The organism is Bacillus sp. UNCCL81, assembly GCF_900112535.1.
GTDB lineage: Bacteria > Bacillota > Bacilli > Bacillales > Bacillaceae_G > Gottfriedia > Gottfriedia luciferensis_B.
The window spans coordinates 70,375-86,704 of the sequence record NZ_FOMF01000002.1 but is presented as its reverse complement, the minus strand read 5'-3'; the positions used below and the strand labels follow the sequence as shown (position 1 = coordinate 86,704).

The window sequence follows — 16,330 nt, the reverse complement described above, 5'->3', positions numbered from 1 at the left end:
AAATTAATCAGTTAACTTTAGAATTCGCTAGATTAGTCGATACTCCTTTTAAGTTTTTTGCTCCGTTTAACGCATCGTCCACCATACTAAACGTTTTCTTACGTTTCATTTGGTTATAGTAAATTGCTCTTTTTCGAATTGGATCACCAGTATAGTATCTTTCATATTGAAGTGCTCTTTGTCCGAAAGCTTCTCCACATAAATCCCATGCAAGTTTGAATAATTGAATTCGGTCTAAAGAGGATACACCTTCACGTCCAACATAGTATTTATCCATAGCATCTCTTAGCTCAGGATGTTCAAAGTCTGCTTCTGTTGGTGACATTAATAAGCCACCTGCACCAATTGTTTGAATCACTTCAATTGCTCTTGGGTACATAGTTGGAAGCAAGCCACGAATTGTCTCAAGTGGTTCCCATGCCGGTCTTACTTCGCCTGAAGGTAATGTCTCATACTCTATTTCAGAAACTCGAAGTAACGCACGAATTGTTTCAACTGATTGTAGTAATTCACCTAAGTCATTTTGGACATTTAAATAAACATCTACTCCAATTGAATCAGCTAACCTACATGCTACCTCTACTGCAAAAGCTAATTTTACGTAGCCTCTTACGCCAGACTGGTGAGCAGGCTGTTGTGCAATACCTGTTTTTGGGTATAGATTATTTGCAGCTTCAACATTATTATGAATAAATACACGATTCCAAGGAATTAACACATCCTCAAATACAAGAACAGCATCCATTTCTTCGAATCTAGATGCTAATGGATGATCAAAAAATGATCTTTTACCATCTTGCATCTGCTCTCTACATAAAATTTTTAATCCTGGCGTGTCAATCGGAAGTGCAAATGCTAAAGCATACCGCTCATCGCCTTCGTGGAAACCAGGGAATGAATAAATAATGACTTCATCTGTAATTGGCGCTAATGTTGCAAGCATTTTAGCTCCTCTAACGACTAATCCATCAACCGTTTCTTCAACAGCACCTAAATGAGTAAATAAATCTTTTTGTTCATAAGATGGCTTGCTACGATCATTTTGTGGATTAATAATTGCGTGCGTTAAGAAGATGTCGTTATCACGAACAAATTTGAAATAATTTTGGACATTTTTTGACCACTCTGGATTATATTTATCTAAAAACCATGAATTACTTGCCATTGAAGTTAAAACAATGTTCAAGAAATCAGGTGTTCTTCCCATTAAACCAAATGTTGACTTTGCATATGCTTCGAACAAATCTCCACGCTTTTTAATATCTTCAGATGATTTAGGCACTAGAAATGCATTAGAAATTCGCTCACCAGTTTCTTCACAAATATGTGTGATTTTGTCTTGATAAGCTGGATCGAACTGCATATCATATAATTTTGCAATCTCAAGAATCGGTTGTTTGAAAACTGGATGGTTTACGATATCTTCTACCTTTTCTCCACCTAGCCATACCTCTGGCTTTCTAGATTTTAGTCCATCAATATATTGCGCCCCTGTACGAATACCCATTTAATAATTCCTCCACTCCGATATGTAATTTTTTTAACATTTGTTTTTTAAATCGAATTCGGAAATTTTTTTAAAGCGCTTTCAAAAAGATCAATTTCACTATCTTAAATTTTTTACACCACCTACTACCTTTTTATTTAACTTAATTTCACTATAAAAAATTATAAAATTTTGAACAATCAAAAAATTTCATAATGTGAAATTCCTTATAAAAAAAATGATTAAATTAATGTAAAAAAAATAAGACGCCATTAGCGTCTTATTTAAAGTCCTTCCAAGAGATATTACTCTCGTTTAATAACTCTTCGAATGATTTATTTTTCTCACGTAATCTCTTTTCTTCACGAATACGTGCTTCTTCTTCCTCTTTTTGCTTTGTTTCATTTTCTTGTAATTGTTTTTTTGTATTTTTTAATTTTTGAAGAATTTCTTCATTCATTAATGATCCTAATGATATTTTTTCCTTCTGTTCATACGCCGGTTTTACAGGTTGCTGTGGTTTTCTTTTTTTCATTTTATTTCACCTTCCATTTCCATTATTTTATCATTAATTTATAGTAGAAAGAGAAGTATTTCATCTTTTGTTATATTATAAAACTACTATTTCTCTTTTTTCAAATGCTAAAACTCAGATTCTTTGTTCTTCATAAAAATAATAGGATGCCGCAGCATCCTATTGTTCATTTTTATATTAAAAATCTGCATTTCCTGGTGTACGTGGGAATGGTATTACATCACGGATGTTTTTCATTCCTGTTAAATACATAACAAGTCGCTCAAATCCAATTCCATAACCAGAATGTTTTGTAGCACCGTATTTTCTAAGCTCTAGATACCACCAGTAATCTTCTTCATTCATACCAAGTTCTTTGATTCGCTCTACAAGGACGTCTTCTCTTTCTTCACGTTGACTTCCTCCGATTAACTCGCCAATACCAGGAACTAATAAGTCGGTCGCTGCTACTGTCTTGCCATCCTCATTCGCTCTCATATAAAATGCTTTGATTTCTTTCGGATAGTCAGTCACGTATACAGGACGCTTGTAAATTTCCTCACTTAGGTAACGTTCATGTTCAGTTTGTAAATCTGTTCCCCATTCAACAGGGTAGTCAAACTTTTTACCAGATTTCTGTAATAATTCAACAGCTTCAGTATAAGTAACTCTACCAAAGTCAGACTCTAATGCATTCTTTAATCTTTCAATAAGAGTTTTATCAATAAAGCTATTAAAGAAGTCCATTTCTTCAGGTGCATGTTCAAATACATAATTAATGACAAACTTAACCATGTCTTCACCAAGATCCATGATATCTGGTAGTTCTGCAAAAGCAACTTCCGGCTCAATCATCCAGAATTCTGCGGCATGTCGTGCAGTATTTGAATTTTCTGCTCTAAAAGTCGGACCAAATGTATACACATTACGGAAAGCAAGGGCATAAGCTTCTCCATTTAATTGGCCACTTACCGTTAAGTTAGTTTCTTTGCCGAAGAAATCCCCTTTATCATCCACTTTTCCGCCTTCGGTTTTTGGAAGTTGGTTCAAATCCATTGTTGTCACACGGAACATCTCTCCTGCGCCTTCTGTGTCACTTCCTGTAATGATTGGTGTATGTACATATACATATCCTTTTTCTTGGAAGAATTTATGAATAGCATATGATGCAAGTGATCTTACTCTGAAAACCGCTGAGTATGCATTCGTTCTTGGACGTAAATGAGCGATTGTTCTTAAATATTCAAGAGAATGTCTCTTTTTTTGTAATGGATAATCTGTATCTGATAATCCTTCAATCACAATTTTTGTCGCTTTAATTTCAAAAGGTTGTTTCATTTCCGGAGTTGGAATAAATTCACCTTCTACTAAAACAGTTGAGCTTATAGGTAGCTTTGTAATTTCTTTGAAGTTATCTAAATTGTCCTCAAAAACGATTTGTACACTCTTAAAGAATGTACCGTCATTTAACTCCATAAAACCAATCGTTTTAGAATCACGAAGAGTACGAATCCATCCTGAAATTTGAACAGTGTTGTCTTTAAATTTTTCTTGATTTCTGTATAAATCTTTCACTACAGTCTTTATCATAATTTGCCTCCTTATATTAATTTCCAATAAAAAAAGCCTTCTATCCCTATAAAAGGGACGAAAGACTAACTTCCGCGGTACCACCCAAATTGTCATAATATGACCAACTTTAAAGCTAACATCGCTTATCCCAGTTAATAACGTGCTGGTAACGTCTAAGCCTACTTAAGTGTTCCCTTTCGGTTAGAACTCAAAGGTGTTCTTCATTCATGCTTCATCACTAGGCTTCCACCGTCCCTAGCTCGCTATCGAATATAGCAAAAACTACTTTCCTTTTCATCGATTTAAAATATGTAGTTTTTAAAGGAATTTTTCTTGTATAATTTATCATAAATCATAATCGCTTGTCTAGTTGTCCCCTAAAATATATTCATTTGAATCTCTACTTTTAAACATCTTAAATTAGTTGAATCTATTTGATATACAGCATTTCACACTTTCGCTTTTTACTTCTACATGAACACATCATGTGGAACCAAGCTCCTTCTTTTTCTCTTTGTTACTTCCTCATAGACACCTTATGGGTAATCAAACTCCATTACTCATGAATCTTGTTAGATCATTGGAAGGGTATTTATGAACATTAAGCGACAATGTTCAATTTTCAAAATTGTCATTCTTGATTTAATTGTCAAATTCCCTTTATTAAATTTTCTTCTTCCTATGATACACTTTACTAAAAAGGAGGGTTTTATTTATGGCTAGAGCAGAAGAATTGTTAAAGGATAAATTTGTTTGTTCGAAATGTAAACATACTCACGCTAAAACTAAAGAAGTATCAATGTCTGGTTCAGGTATAAGTAAGTTACTAGATATTGATTATAATCATTTTTTATTTGTATCTTGTTTAAATTGCGGTTTTGTTGAGGTTTATAATCCTTCAATTTTAGATGGTAAAACCCGCGGTGAGTTAACGACAATTCTTGATATTCTTTTTGGTTAGAGGATGATGGTTCTATTATGATGATCTGGCTTGTTGTAGCTGTTCTTTTTCTCGTTTATTTTATTGGAGTTGGCTATTATTTTACGCAGCAAGTTTTGTTTATGAAAACAAATTCACTTGAGTTTATTTATCAGCGCGAGTTGGAAAATTTCCGATTTGATGAAGGATTGTATCGTTCTGTTCAAAAACAATCCTTTTCTATTGAATCTCGTTATGGGTATGAATTAAGGGGATACTTGTTTGAGGCCTTTGATACAAATAATTGGGTCATTATTACACATGGTGTAACGGTCAATAAGAATAACTCAATTAAATATGCTGAGCTATTTTTAAAGCTTGGCTTTAATGTACTCACTTATGATCATAGGCGACATGGGGAGTCAGGTGGGCATACAACTAGCTATGGATATTATGAGAAATTTGACTTACAATCTGTGGTTCACTATTTAAAGGATTTAAAAGGTGAGATTGTTCTTGGCATTCATGGGGAGTCAATGGGAGCTTGCACAATGTTACAATATGCTGGTTTTGTTGAGGATTCTGCAGCTTTCTATATTTCAGACTGCGCGTTCTCTACATTTGAGGAACAGCTTACATATCGTTTGAAAATGGATTATAAACTTCCTAAATGGGCAATCCTTCCAGTTTCTAGCATTTGGTTAAAGCTTCGGAATGGATTTTTCATTAAGGATATTTCCCCTTTACTGGCAACTCATAATATTAAAAATCCCGTTTTATTTGTTCATAGTAAACCAGACCCTTATATTCCATTTACACATACACTTAAATTATTTGAAGCGAAAAATCAAAACAAGAGAGAATTATTCATTGCTGAAAATGGTGCACACGCTATGAGTTTAAATGAAAACAAAGATGATTACTATTCAATTGTTTCTTCCTTTTTAAATACTATTGGCGTTAAACATCATTCAATATAAAAACTGGACAGAGTTATTTCTCTGTCCAGTTTTTATTCTTAAAGAGCTGCCTCTAAAATTTTTAATGCATCTTCTTGATCTAATTTTTTGAAGTTACCAAATGGTCCATATTTAACCGTTTTAGCAGCCATTTCAGGTAGTTGCTCTTTTGTAATACCGTACTCGCTTAAACGACTTGGCGCACCGATCGAGTTCCAGAAAGTGCGTAAAGCTTTAATACCAGCCAATGCCAATTCTTCTTTTGACATTGATTCTTGCTTAATATCAAATACTCTTTCTGCAAATTGACAGAAACGATCAACATTTTCGCTCATTACATATTCCATCCAATGAGGGAAAATAATTGCTAATCCTCCGCCGTGTGGAATATCTGTTACTGCAGAAACGGCATGCTCAATATTATGTGTAGCCCAATCACCTTGAACACCCATACTTAAGATTCCATTTAATGCCATTGTTCCACTATATAATAGCGTTTCACGCGCTTCATAATCATCCAATTTCTCGACTGCGATCGGAGCAGTTTCAATAACTGTTTTTAAAATACCTTCACAGAAACGATCTTGAATTTTTGTATTCGTTCCATGGTGGAAATATGACTCAATAACATGTGACATGATATCCACTGATCCATAAACTGTTTGATCACGAGGTACTGTAAACGTATTTTGAGGATCTAGAATTGAAAATGTTGGGTAACTAAATTTACTTCCCCAACCTAATTTTTCATTTGTTTCCCAATTTGTAATAACTGACCCAGCGTTCATTTCTGAACCAGTTGCTGCAAGCGTTAATACTGTTCCAAATTTTAATGCATCTGTTGGGAATGCTTTACGTGTAATAACATCCCAAATCTCACCATCAAATTTCGCTCCAACTGCAATAGCTTTTGTACAGTCGATGACAGAACCACCACCAACAGCTAAAACAAAGTCGATATTTTCGTCTTTACAAATTTGTATACCTTTATGAACTGTTGATAATTTCGGATTTGGTTCAACTCCGCTTAGTTCATAAACTGTTTTATTAGCTTCTTTAAGTATGCCTACTATTTGATCGTATAGGCCATTTCTCTTAATACTTCCACCACCGTATACAAGTAAAACATTCTTTCCAAAGCTAGCAGCCTTTTCTTTTAACTTTTGTACACTATCTTTACCAAATATTAATTCTGTTGGATTTGCAAATGTAAAAAAATTCATATGTATCCCTCCTATTGTTCAAACTTAATTTTAACTTAAACAATCAAAAGGATGCATCTTAAACGACTTTTGTTTCGAATATTTTTTCATTTAATGGGTACACTAAATAATCGTATGAATGTTTCATAATAAATCTAACTTTCTCATATTTAAATCCCACTTTTTCATATAGTCGGCGAGCAGAAGGTTTGTCTTGATCTACATTTAATGAAACTCGTGAAATTCCTTTGTTTTTGGCAAAAGAAAGTAATCCTTCTAATAATTCAGTTCCAATTCCTTTGCCTTGATAATCTGGATGCACTGACAATGTATCAATATAAAAATCTTTATCATCTGCTTCCTTATCAACTTTAACATTTTGCATATTTAAATTACGACTTATTATTTCAAGCATCTCACGATCAAGTACTGATAGTTCCATGGAATGGTAGGCTATAATCACTCCTACAACTTTCCCTTCAATTTCTTTTACTAAACAATTATGGTAACTTAGTCTATTTTGTTCAGATTGAACATAATATTCTAAAATTGGTGTTGCTTGTTCGTATGATGATGTCCCGGTTAACATAAATACAATATCTTCAATCGCTTGTACAATTAGAGGGACAATTTGTTTGGCATCTTCTTTTTTTGCTATTCGAATCATGAATTGTCACTCCTTAACTTAAATTTTTCTTAGTTTATCTTTAATTCTTCTTAGGTAAAAAAAACAACCTTTTCATTTTATACTAAATCCAAGTTAATTTCATGAAAAAAATTAATACTTTATTAAATTACACCATTTATTTTAACATAAATGTAATATATAATAATTTTAAGATGTGTAGGAGGAAATTAAATATGTCTGATGTTCAAATTAAGGTTTTAGATAATGGTCCTTTACGTGTCACTGGTACTGTTGAGTTAGTTGATGCTGAAGGGAATACATATCCGCAAAAAGCAGCTTTCTCATTATGTCGATGCGGCATGTCAAGTAAATTACCATATTGTGACGGTACTCATAAAGGAAAATTCGAATCTGTTGTTCGAGCTCCTAAAGAATCAGAATAATTTTATTTTTCTGGCGCCGATTATTAGCAATTCTAAATAATCGGCTTTCTTATGCCCTCATACCTTTATTACCTTTGAATCATTCATAAAACTGATCTAATCACATTTACATTTAGGGAATGAACTATTAAGGGGGAATCAATATGAAAAAGGTATTGGCTTCAGTCGTTTTATCTGCAGCATTAGTAGTACCAGGTGTAACTGCATATGCAGCACCAAATGCAAATGAATTAAAATCTTATTTAGTTAGTATCGATCTAACTCAAAAGCAATTGGAGGATTATTTAAATTCTTACTACGGTGAGTCAATCTCTGATTTCGATTCAGTTGATGAGTTAAAAGATACTTTAGGTGAAAGACTTACTCAAAAAACTTTAGACGATCTTCTAGATGAGTACGGTTACACTGAAGATGAAATTATCGATCTAGCAGTCTACTATGATGATATGGACAAAAATGCATCATTACTAGATACGTATTATTTTACTTCTGATATCGAAAACTTAATTTATTTAGATGAGGATGAGTCAGGTAGCAGTAGCGAAGATGAATTCCCTTCTATGGGAGATATTTCTTCTGCTCTTTCAGAGTTTGGAATTACTGAAGCAGAAATTAATAATCTATCTTCATATATAGAAAAAGTTGTGAATGATGACCCTGCTGTTGAAGCAAAATTAGAAGCATTAGGAGAACGTGCATCTGCTTTAGAAGAAAATTATCCTGAATTTTTCTCAATGGATACTGAGGCTACTCCAGAAGAATTACCAGCTGAATTAAAAGTAGAATTAATGAATATCGTAAAAGAACTTCAATCTACTTTAAAAATCGATATTAAAGTTAAAATTGAACAAAATGGCGTTAAAACTCCTTTAACTTTTGCTAAATTACTTACTATGGATGATTCTATGGATTCTATGGAAAATATAAAAGTATATTTAGAGATTTATGACAACGCTGGTAATCTATTATTAGACGCTTTATTTTCACCTGAGGAACTTATTGGTGATGACCAAATTGTAGATATCGTTAAAGATACTCAAAAAGCAATTAAAAACCCAAAACCAACTGTTACAGTAAGAACGGAAAATGGCGGTAAACTTCCAACTACTGCAACTCATACAACTGAATGGACAATGGTTGGTATGTTAATGATGTTAACTGCTGTTGTTTTACGTAAAAAGGTAATTGTTAAACGATAAGCTATGAATCGCAAACGAAAAGTACTACTTATTTTTTCAGCACTCCTTTTTATTGTCGGATTATTTTTTGCTACAACAAATGCTTATTCTTTGATTAAAACTTATGTGCTGTATAAACAGTCTAAGGATGATTTCAAAAAAGAAATCAAAACAGAAACAGCAACTAAATTGAAGCAAATTAAAAAAGACGAACCGCTTTACAAGACTTATCCTAAATTTGGCGATGAGATGGGTTCATTAACAATTCCTCGAATTTCTGCAACTCTACCAATCTTCCACGGGACAGATGAGGATGAGCTTGCAAAAGGAATAGGTCATTATGCTAAATCTGTGATGCCAGGTGAAAGAGATAATAGTGTTCTTTCTGGACATCGAGATACTGTATTCCGTGAGCTTGGCAAAGTAAAAGTTGGCGATCCGCTAATTGTTAAAACTTCGGCTGGTACATTTACTTATAAAGTTCATAAGATTCGTATCGTTGATAAAGATGATCGCACTGTTATTATCCCAAAACCAAGACCAACTTTAACGGTAAGCACTTGTTATCCGTTTAATTTTATTGGACATGCACCACAGCGTTATATACTTGTAGCTGGTTTAGTTAAATCAGAAGTAAATAAATAAACAAAAAATGCTTACTATTTAATAGTGAGCATTTTTTATTAGTAGTTTCATATTTTCATTAATTTTCTAGTGCCGCCCAAAACTTTTCGTTATTTAAATTGCGAACGCTCCATTGGTAGTGCCCATCACTGCAAGTTTCCGAAAAGAAATTTGCCGAATAGATACTATAAAAAAGCACGTACAAATGAATTGTTCTTCTAACTTCTTCGCCTAATCGATTAACTACTTTATTTAAATATTTTTCTAGCTTTTTTTCACCCAATTCATCATATAAATCAAATAAAATCCAGCTTAATGCAACATCAAATAACGGGTCCCCATATAACGTCATTAAGCCGAAATCAATTACACCATTAATTTGTCCATCTGAATTTACTAATAGATTTGATGGATAATAATCACCATGTACTAATGAATATTCCCCTTCGTATCCAACTGAAAATGCATCCATTAATCGTTTTAATTTCACTTCGTAATCTGATACATCTCTTTTCAAATATCGATCAACTTCTGTATTTTTTCTCAGTAACGATTGTTTTAAAAAATCGTTCCAGTCCTTTGAAGAAATTTCATCATAATCACTTAATAATTTAATACCTTTAAATTGCTCTTCCAATTCAATCTTTTGAATACTTACTATTGTAGATAGATAGTTTTCAAAGAACGAATCTAATACTTGCTCATCATAATTTGATAAATCCTTTTGTATATTTCTGCCTTCAATTCGTTTTTCAATTGTTAAAACGGCATCTCTCTCTTTTATAATTTCGTGAATTTTTGGTAATTCAAAATTCACATCACTAGCATTCATTGATTCATAAAATTGCTTTAATATTTCTAGCTTTGAATATGCTGTTGGTTTATATAATTTTAAGACTCTTTTTTGATCATAAGAGTATACTTCTGCTTCTTGTCCCTTTCCTAAAAAATTCGCTTCGCTTATATTGTACTTTTTCAAAATGTAACCTCTAACATTTTGTGTTATCATCTTTTGTTCCCCATTTTCCCTTATTAATCTTTTTGCAATTCTATTCTCAACTATTCCTACTTCTTCCAAATTAGCCTACTATTTCCTATACGGCAATAAAATTATTTAATGATCTTTCTGATTATTAACGGATCTTACTCTTCCTTTGATACCCATGAGCCTTGTGCTTTTCGAATATAGAGGATTTGCCCAATATGATAAGCATTATGAGTACATAGATTAGATAATGCTCCCCACCAGATTGCATCTACTGGAAAATTTGGAATTTGTTCATAAAGCTTTGATTCATCTACTTCTTTTATAACTTGCTGCCAATTCGCTAGATTCTCATCTAACCGCTCAACAAGCTCTTGCCAATCTTCCCTCTTTAAATTTTCCATCTCTTGAAAAGTTGAAGCATTACTTTCGACCACTTCAGTTGGGATCTCTCCTTTAAATCTTCTTAACCATCTTTCATTATAGAAATATAAGTGGTATACGATTTCACCGATCGTATGAGTAGAATCATTTTGTCTCCAACTAATATTCTCTAAACTTAAATTCTCCAATGCTACACTTAAAGGTTGAATCCAGCTTTCAACATTACGACAGACTTCTAATTGATCTAATATAAACTCTTTTTTACTCATAGATCATTCTCCCTTTTAATTTTATACTTTAAGATATGTACTTTCGTGGTTATTACTAGATTCACCTTTATTACTTTATGATTTTAACCTATTAAAAAATGCACTACTTTTTAAAAAGCAGTGCATTCTTGCAACGGAATAGGGAATCTTCACGAGGAGTAATGATTAAATCTTATACTAATGAACTCTAAATAGATTAATTGTTGCACCTGCGCCTTGTAACAACTTAACATCTCCAACAAAGTCAAACAGTTGAAGTGAAATTGTATCTCCAGCGTCTAATGGTAAGATCATTTGACTACCGTAAATGGATCTATTCACTTCATTTACGATTGCTGATGCATTTATAGGTCTCCCATTTACTAATAATCTTGTAGATACGTCTAATAGCGCATTTAAATTCACAGTGTAAGTAATAAAGTAATTACCTGGTACCTGAACTGTTAATCGCTCATTTGCTTGATCAATTGTAACTCCTTCACCTAAAAACTGAAATGATGGAAAAGTTACAATTGTACCTTCTTTTATAACGGAAACTGTTCCACCACTATTCGTAACAAATGCAAAACTTTCGCCAGGAGGTATTGGTGGAAAATGATGTCTTGGCGGTCTTGGGTATCTCATAGTATCACCTTTTCTTATTATTTAGACATAAATCCTCTTAGGAGTAACATATTAAAGGCTTGTCTATAATTGTTGATATAGTTTATTAATATGAAAGTTTTTTCTTTTCGTTACAGCATGTCCACTAGTTTTTTTATTTTTTTTCAATTTTTATAGATTAAAAAAAACCTAGTCATCATCAGACTAAGTTCTTTTTAATCATATGTATTGCAAAAGTCTATGATCTCTCTAGTACATTTACAATCCGATTTAGTAGTTCATTTTGCTTCTTTAATTCTTCGTTTCGGATTTTAAATAATTTATAGAAGTAGTAGACTACTACTATAAGACATACAGGAATTGCTATGTTAAAAAGCATCATAATGATTGGAATTATACTTAAGGTTGCATCCATTTTAACTTTCCACATCCTTTATAGTTTATATTTAGATTATGTTAGACTATATAATCTTTATGTCTATAAAATAGGTGGAAGGAAAAATTTGAATACAGAACAATTGTTATCAATTTTGAAACAGAACACTGAACATACTTCCACCTTTTGGATTTGCTTTATATTCTAACTTAGCACCTAATAAATTAGCGCTATCATTGGCGATCGCCAATCCAAGTCCTACTCCTTTTTTATCAGAACGTTCTTTATTACCACGATAGAATTGGTCAAATATAAAGGGTATATCCTCTTGTGAAATACCAGAACCACTATCTTTCACACAAATGTAATTATCATCTACAATAATTTCAATTAATGAGTTACTATACTTTACCGAGTTATCTATAAAAATATAAAGAATTTGTTCTATTAATTCTCTATTACTGAATACGGTTCCCTTACCTTCAATCTCTATTTTTCTTTTGCTAATAAACTCGAATTTCTTTGCTACTCCTTTTGCTAACAAATCCAACTGAATTGTATTATTAATTATGTTACGTTTTTTTAAACTCGTTAAAAGCAACATTGGCTCTATTAAACCGTTCTTCATACGATTTGTCTCTTCAATAATATGTTCAATACTTTCTTTAGCAATTTCTGGATTTTCTAGTCCCCATCGCTCCAATAATTTTCCATATCCTTCGATAATTGTAATCGGTGTTTTTAATTCGTGTGAAACATTACTAACAAAAGATTCTTGTCTCTTTATCATGTCTTTAATTTTAAGAATCATCTGATTGAATGCCATTACAATTTGACCTAACTCATCTCGTTTATGTTTCAATCCGATTTCCTTTAAATCCTCACTTTCAGTAATCTCGTTCATTGTATTGATAATTACTTTAACTGGTTTAAATAAAAAATGTACAAATAAATAAATACATATTGTTCCAAGTGTAATAATGCTAATTGTAACTTCTATTAATACTTTTTGTAGATGGATTAACATTTCATTGAGATCACGATTGTAAAATGTAAATGCCACAAAATAATCATTTGTTTTATCGCTTACAGACATTCCAAAGGATGTTATAAACGGTCCTAAATATCTGCTATATTTTTGGCCATTTAAAGCTTTATTTAATTTTTCTTCCTCACCTGATCTACCACCATGAAATTCTTTTTTATATAAAACTTTATTTTTTTTATAAACAGTCATATACCCTTCATTAAAAAATATTCCTGCACTTACATTACCTTTATCCCAATCTTCTAAAGAGATGTCACTCATTATCTCTTTAAAATTATTCTCCATTTCTACATAGTTTTGCGCTGTAGCATGATTATAAGTCGTTAAATAAATTGCAATACTACCAGCTACCGTACATAGAATCAATATACAACTAAAGACAAATACTAATTTTGTTTTCATTTTCATCACATCAGTCCTTCCATTGATAGCCACTACCTCTTATTGTTACTAATTGATTTTGTTGTAACTTCTTTCTTAGATAGCCGATATACACATCCACAATTTTGATCTCACCATCAAAATCAAATCCCCAAACTGCATTTAGAATTTGTTCCCTTGAAAGGACTGCGTTTCTATTACGTAAAAAATAACTTAATAATGAATACTCTTTTTCTGTTAGAGCAATATCCTTTCCATTTTTCATAACTGATTTTTCTTTATAATTTATAAGTAACTCGCCCATTTGTTCTGTATTATTCCATTTTCTATTTCTCAATAAAACTCTTATTCTGGCTAGTAATTCTTCTACAACAAAAGGTTTTGTTACGTAGTCATTTGCTCCATGATCCAGCCCTTTAATCTTATCTTGAATCTGTCCCTTTGCAGATAACATTATTACAGGTAGTTCTGAATGGTACTTTCGAATCTCATTAATAACTTCCATACCATCTAGGTTAGGCATCATGATATCTAACAAAACTAATTCAAAATCATATTCATGCAAAACTCTTAAAGCACTAAGTCCATCGTAAACACAGTCTACTTGGTAACCAGCGTGATTTAATTCAAGCTCTAATAATCTAGCAATCTTTACATCATCTTCTACAATTAGAATCCGTATTCCCATTTCACTCTCACTCCTTATGAATAATTGTACAAAAACTTTGTAAGAATTTGGTAAGAATAAAACGAAAATTTCAAATTAAAACAAATGGATTAAAATTAAAAAAGAGTTGCCCAAAGCAACTCTTTTCGTACAACTATCTCGGTGCGTCAGTTGCATAAGAAAATGCATTTTAACCATCAAAATTTTCATTGTATGGGTTTGCGTACAAATCAATATCAATTTCAGCTTTTACACTATTTGCAAATTCAATTTGTTTTTTATCAAGATGCAAACCAGGAGTGTATCCATTTTCCATAATTATTACTATTGAAAAACAACAATCAAGTTCATATTTTGTTTTTAAATTATTTATTATTGATGATTTATTTTTTAATAACTGTAAAATCTGATCAAATTGTTCCTTTACATTATAGGACTCTTGGTAGCCAGTACTAATTTCCCAGGCTGATTCTTTTCGAAATTTTGTTTTTGCTGTATTAACATTGGGATTATGAGGTTTTAAAATTTTATCCCCTTTTTTATAAGCTGTGGTTGGTTCTATTTCTAACGATTTTGTAACATAATCTATTGGAAACTTATCTCCAAATAAACTAAAATAAACCATAACTTGTGTTTTGTCCAATTCGAATTTTCACCTCTCGAAGTTTCAAAATTCATCTGTTTATTATACCATCCTTATGCAACTATAAATTAACAATCGACTTTAGCAGAGCCAAAGAAAATCAGCAAAATTATCCCATAATAAAAGGGAGTTCAAAAGTACTTTAACTTTTGAACTCCCCTTTTTGCTAGTCTACAGACTAAATTTAACTTTGCTTCAATTTCTGTTTTTGATCTAAAAAATGATAAATTGCATGGGCTACGCCTGCTTCTTCATTTGTTTTTGTAACAAATGTACAGTGGCCTTTTAGCTCTTCTTTCGCATTTCCCATAGCTACTGGAAAACCTACTCGATTAAACATAGAGACATCATTAAAACTATCTCCAATTGCCATGCTCTCATTTAAATCTACTCCAAGGATTGGTGCAAGCTTTAATAATGCCGCCCCTTTACTTACATTTGCTGCATTAATTTCAACGTTATTTGAGCTTGACGAAGTAATTAGTAAATTCTCTTCTTGCATTAGTTTTAGACGAATGCGACTAATAACCTCTTCATTATTAGAAAGAAATAATATTTTATATACATCAAGATTATTAAAATCTTCAATAGAAGAGTAATTTCGAACTTTTCTTAAAGTAGCTGTTACTTTGTGTGTTTTGCCAGTTTGCTTATCAGTAAAAAATTCATCATATAGTGTATCTCGACACTTTGTAAATGATCCTTCACTAGTACTAATAATAAATGTTTTATTTTCTGCTTCACATATACTTAAGGCTTTCGCAAAAATTTCCTTATCCATTGAATCGTTGTGCAATATTTTTGCCTCATAGTCATATATTTGAGAGCCATTTAAACAGACAATCGGACAAGTTAGACCAGCTTCATCTAATGCCTCCTTCGCACTTTCATACATTCTACCTGTAGAAATGACAACATGGATTCCTTCCTTTTGTGCCGCTCGGATGCTTTCAATGTTTTCCATTGGTATTCCATTCTTACCATTTACCAGTGTACCATCCATATCAATTGCAATTAGTGCCATGTCGTTCTCTCCTTTTCTACTATTCTCTTATAATCTGAATGCTAACTATTCCCCAATTCTACTAAAGCATTCTTTTTACAATTTAACTATTTTCTATTTTATGTTTTCATTCTTTATTATTATAACGCAAAAAAAGACCTTCTGCATTCAGAAGGTCTTTAGACTGCCTACAAAACTCTTTTCCTAATAGAGCTTATAGCTCAATCTCAATAATCTCCTTACCAACCAAGCGGGCGCCTTGTTTGGCTACGACAATTCCGGTTGTAGAAGTGAATACATTGTTTGCTACAATTTTATCCATTACTTGATTGATTAATGTTGGATCAACTGGAATTGTTGGATTGTCTACTGTTAGCGTAACAATCTTTTCATTTTCATTTAAAAATTTAAGTTCTAATGTTTGAATCATATCGCTTTCCTCCTTT

19 protein-coding genes and 1 other annotated feature are annotated in these 16,330 nt (G+C 32.1%); of the genes, 5 read left to right on the top strand and 14 right to left on the bottom strand.

The window, feature by feature from the left end:
- Positions 1 to 7: 7 nt before the first annotated feature.
- From BM319_RS00510 to asnS, 3 genes are all read right to left on the bottom strand, one after another.
- A complete protein-coding gene (locus BM319_RS00510; protein WP_069033375.1) occupies positions 8 to 1,507 on the bottom strand; it encodes a 4-hydroxyphenylacetate 3-hydroxylase family protein in 1,500 nt (499 codons plus the stop codon).
- Between the two features lie 259 nt (positions 1,508 to 1,766).
- Complete coding sequence (locus BM319_RS00505; RefSeq protein ID WP_069033376.1) at positions 1,767 to 2,021, bottom strand: YqkE family protein; 255 nt, start codon at positions 2,019 to 2,021, stop codon at positions 1,767 to 1,769.
- Between the two features lie 177 nt (positions 2,022 to 2,198).
- Positions 2,199 to 3,590 (bottom strand): asparagine--tRNA ligase, encoded by a 1,392-nt coding sequence (gene asnS / locus BM319_RS00500; protein WP_069033377.1) that lies wholly within the window; start codon positions 3,588 to 3,590, stop codon positions 2,199 to 2,201.
- A gap of 50 nt (positions 3,591 to 3,640) precedes the next feature.
- Positions 3,641 to 3,879, bottom strand: a binding site (T-box leader).
- Between the two features lie 408 nt (positions 3,880 to 4,287).
- Between asnS and BM319_RS00495 the strand changes: the two genes are divergently transcribed.
- Together BM319_RS00495 and BM319_RS00490 are read left to right on the top strand one after the other, a co-directional pair.
- The gene (locus tag BM319_RS00495; protein ID WP_069033378.1) at positions 4,288 to 4,533 is read left to right on the top strand and encodes a zinc ribbon domain-containing protein; all 246 of its coding nucleotides are present in this window, start codon (positions 4,288 to 4,290) and stop codon (positions 4,531 to 4,533) included.
- Between the two features lie 20 nt (positions 4,534 to 4,553).
- On the top strand, positions 4,554 to 5,471 hold the full coding sequence (locus tag BM319_RS00490) for an alpha/beta hydrolase (protein WP_439097776.1): 918 nt from the start codon (positions 4,554 to 4,556) through the stop codon (positions 5,469 to 5,471).
- 38 nt (positions 5,472 to 5,509) lie between these two features.
- Here the strand turns inward: BM319_RS00490 and BM319_RS00485 are convergent, their stop codons facing one another.
- A complete protein-coding gene (locus BM319_RS00485) occupies positions 5,510 to 6,673 on the bottom strand; it encodes an iron-containing alcohol dehydrogenase (protein ID WP_069033380.1) in 1,164 nt (387 codons plus the stop codon).
- Between the two features lie 58 nt (positions 6,674 to 6,731).
- Positions 6,732 to 7,319 (bottom strand): GNAT family N-acetyltransferase, encoded by a 588-nt coding sequence (locus BM319_RS00480; protein ID WP_091021052.1) that lies wholly within the window; start codon positions 7,317 to 7,319, stop codon positions 6,732 to 6,734.
- 194 nt (positions 7,320 to 7,513) lie between these two features.
- Between BM319_RS00480 and BM319_RS00475 the strand changes: the two genes are divergently transcribed.
- The 3 genes from BM319_RS00475 to srtD all read left to right on the top strand — a co-directional run bounded on the left by BM319_RS00475 (position 7,514) and on the right by srtD (position 9,546).
- A complete protein-coding gene (locus BM319_RS00475) occupies positions 7,514 to 7,723 on the top strand; it encodes a CDGSH iron-sulfur domain-containing protein (RefSeq protein WP_069033382.1) in 210 nt (69 codons plus the stop codon).
- A 143-nt stretch (positions 7,724 to 7,866) separates the two neighbouring features.
- A complete protein-coding gene (locus BM319_RS00470; protein ID WP_091021051.1) occupies positions 7,867 to 8,922 on the top strand; it encodes a processed acidic surface protein in 1,056 nt (351 codons plus the stop codon).
- Between the two features lie 3 nt (positions 8,923 to 8,925).
- Positions 8,926 to 9,546, top strand: a complete 621-nt coding sequence (gene srtD, locus BM319_RS00465; RefSeq protein ID WP_091021050.1) for a class D sortase, LPxTATN-specific — start codon at positions 8,926 to 8,928, stop codon at positions 9,544 to 9,546.
- 58 nt (positions 9,547 to 9,604) lie between these two features.
- On the opposite strand, the gene BM319_RS00460 is transcribed toward srtD, so the two are convergent.
- From BM319_RS00460 to BM319_RS00425, 9 genes are all read right to left on the bottom strand, one after another.
- Positions 9,605 to 10,534 carry an aminoglycoside phosphotransferase family protein gene (locus BM319_RS00460; RefSeq protein WP_139116354.1) on the bottom strand — a complete coding sequence of 310 codons (930 nt, stop codon included), beginning with the start codon at positions 10,532 to 10,534 and terminating at the stop codon, positions 9,605 to 9,607.
- A gap of 134 nt (positions 10,535 to 10,668) precedes the next feature.
- The gene (locus tag BM319_RS00455) at positions 10,669 to 11,163 is read right to left on the bottom strand and encodes a DinB family protein (protein WP_091021049.1); all 495 of its coding nucleotides are present in this window, start codon (positions 11,161 to 11,163) and stop codon (positions 10,669 to 10,671) included.
- Between the two features lie 177 nt (positions 11,164 to 11,340).
- On the bottom strand, positions 11,341 to 11,787 hold the full coding sequence (locus tag BM319_RS00450; protein WP_069033387.1) for a BclA C-terminal domain-containing protein: 447 nt from the start codon (positions 11,785 to 11,787) through the stop codon (positions 11,341 to 11,343).
- A gap of 217 nt (positions 11,788 to 12,004) precedes the next feature.
- Positions 12,005 to 12,181, bottom strand: coding sequence for a hypothetical protein (locus BM319_RS24480; protein ID WP_175495527.1), 177 nt, complete (start codon positions 12,179 to 12,181; stop codon positions 12,005 to 12,007).
- 109 nt (positions 12,182 to 12,290) lie between these two features.
- Complete coding sequence (locus BM319_RS00445) at positions 12,291 to 13,598, bottom strand: sensor histidine kinase (protein ID WP_139226460.1); 1,308 nt, start codon at positions 13,596 to 13,598, stop codon at positions 12,291 to 12,293.
- 4 nt (positions 13,599 to 13,602) lie between these two features.
- Complete coding sequence (locus BM319_RS00440) at positions 13,603 to 14,259, bottom strand: response regulator transcription factor (RefSeq protein ID WP_091021047.1); 657 nt, start codon at positions 14,257 to 14,259, stop codon at positions 13,603 to 13,605.
- 169 nt (positions 14,260 to 14,428) lie between these two features.
- The gene (locus BM319_RS00435; RefSeq protein ID WP_091021046.1) at positions 14,429 to 14,881 is read right to left on the bottom strand and encodes a DUF4279 domain-containing protein; all 453 of its coding nucleotides are present in this window, start codon (positions 14,879 to 14,881) and stop codon (positions 14,429 to 14,431) included.
- A gap of 184 nt (positions 14,882 to 15,065) precedes the next feature.
- Positions 15,066 to 15,905, bottom strand: a complete 840-nt coding sequence (locus BM319_RS00430; RefSeq protein WP_069033392.1) for a Cof-type HAD-IIB family hydrolase — start codon at positions 15,903 to 15,905, stop codon at positions 15,066 to 15,068.
- A 193-nt stretch (positions 15,906 to 16,098) separates the two neighbouring features.
- Positions 16,099 to 16,314, bottom strand: coding sequence for a DUF2922 domain-containing protein (locus BM319_RS00425; protein WP_254664575.1), 216 nt, complete (start codon positions 16,312 to 16,314; stop codon positions 16,099 to 16,101).
- Positions 16,315 to 16,330 lie beyond the last annotated feature (16 nt).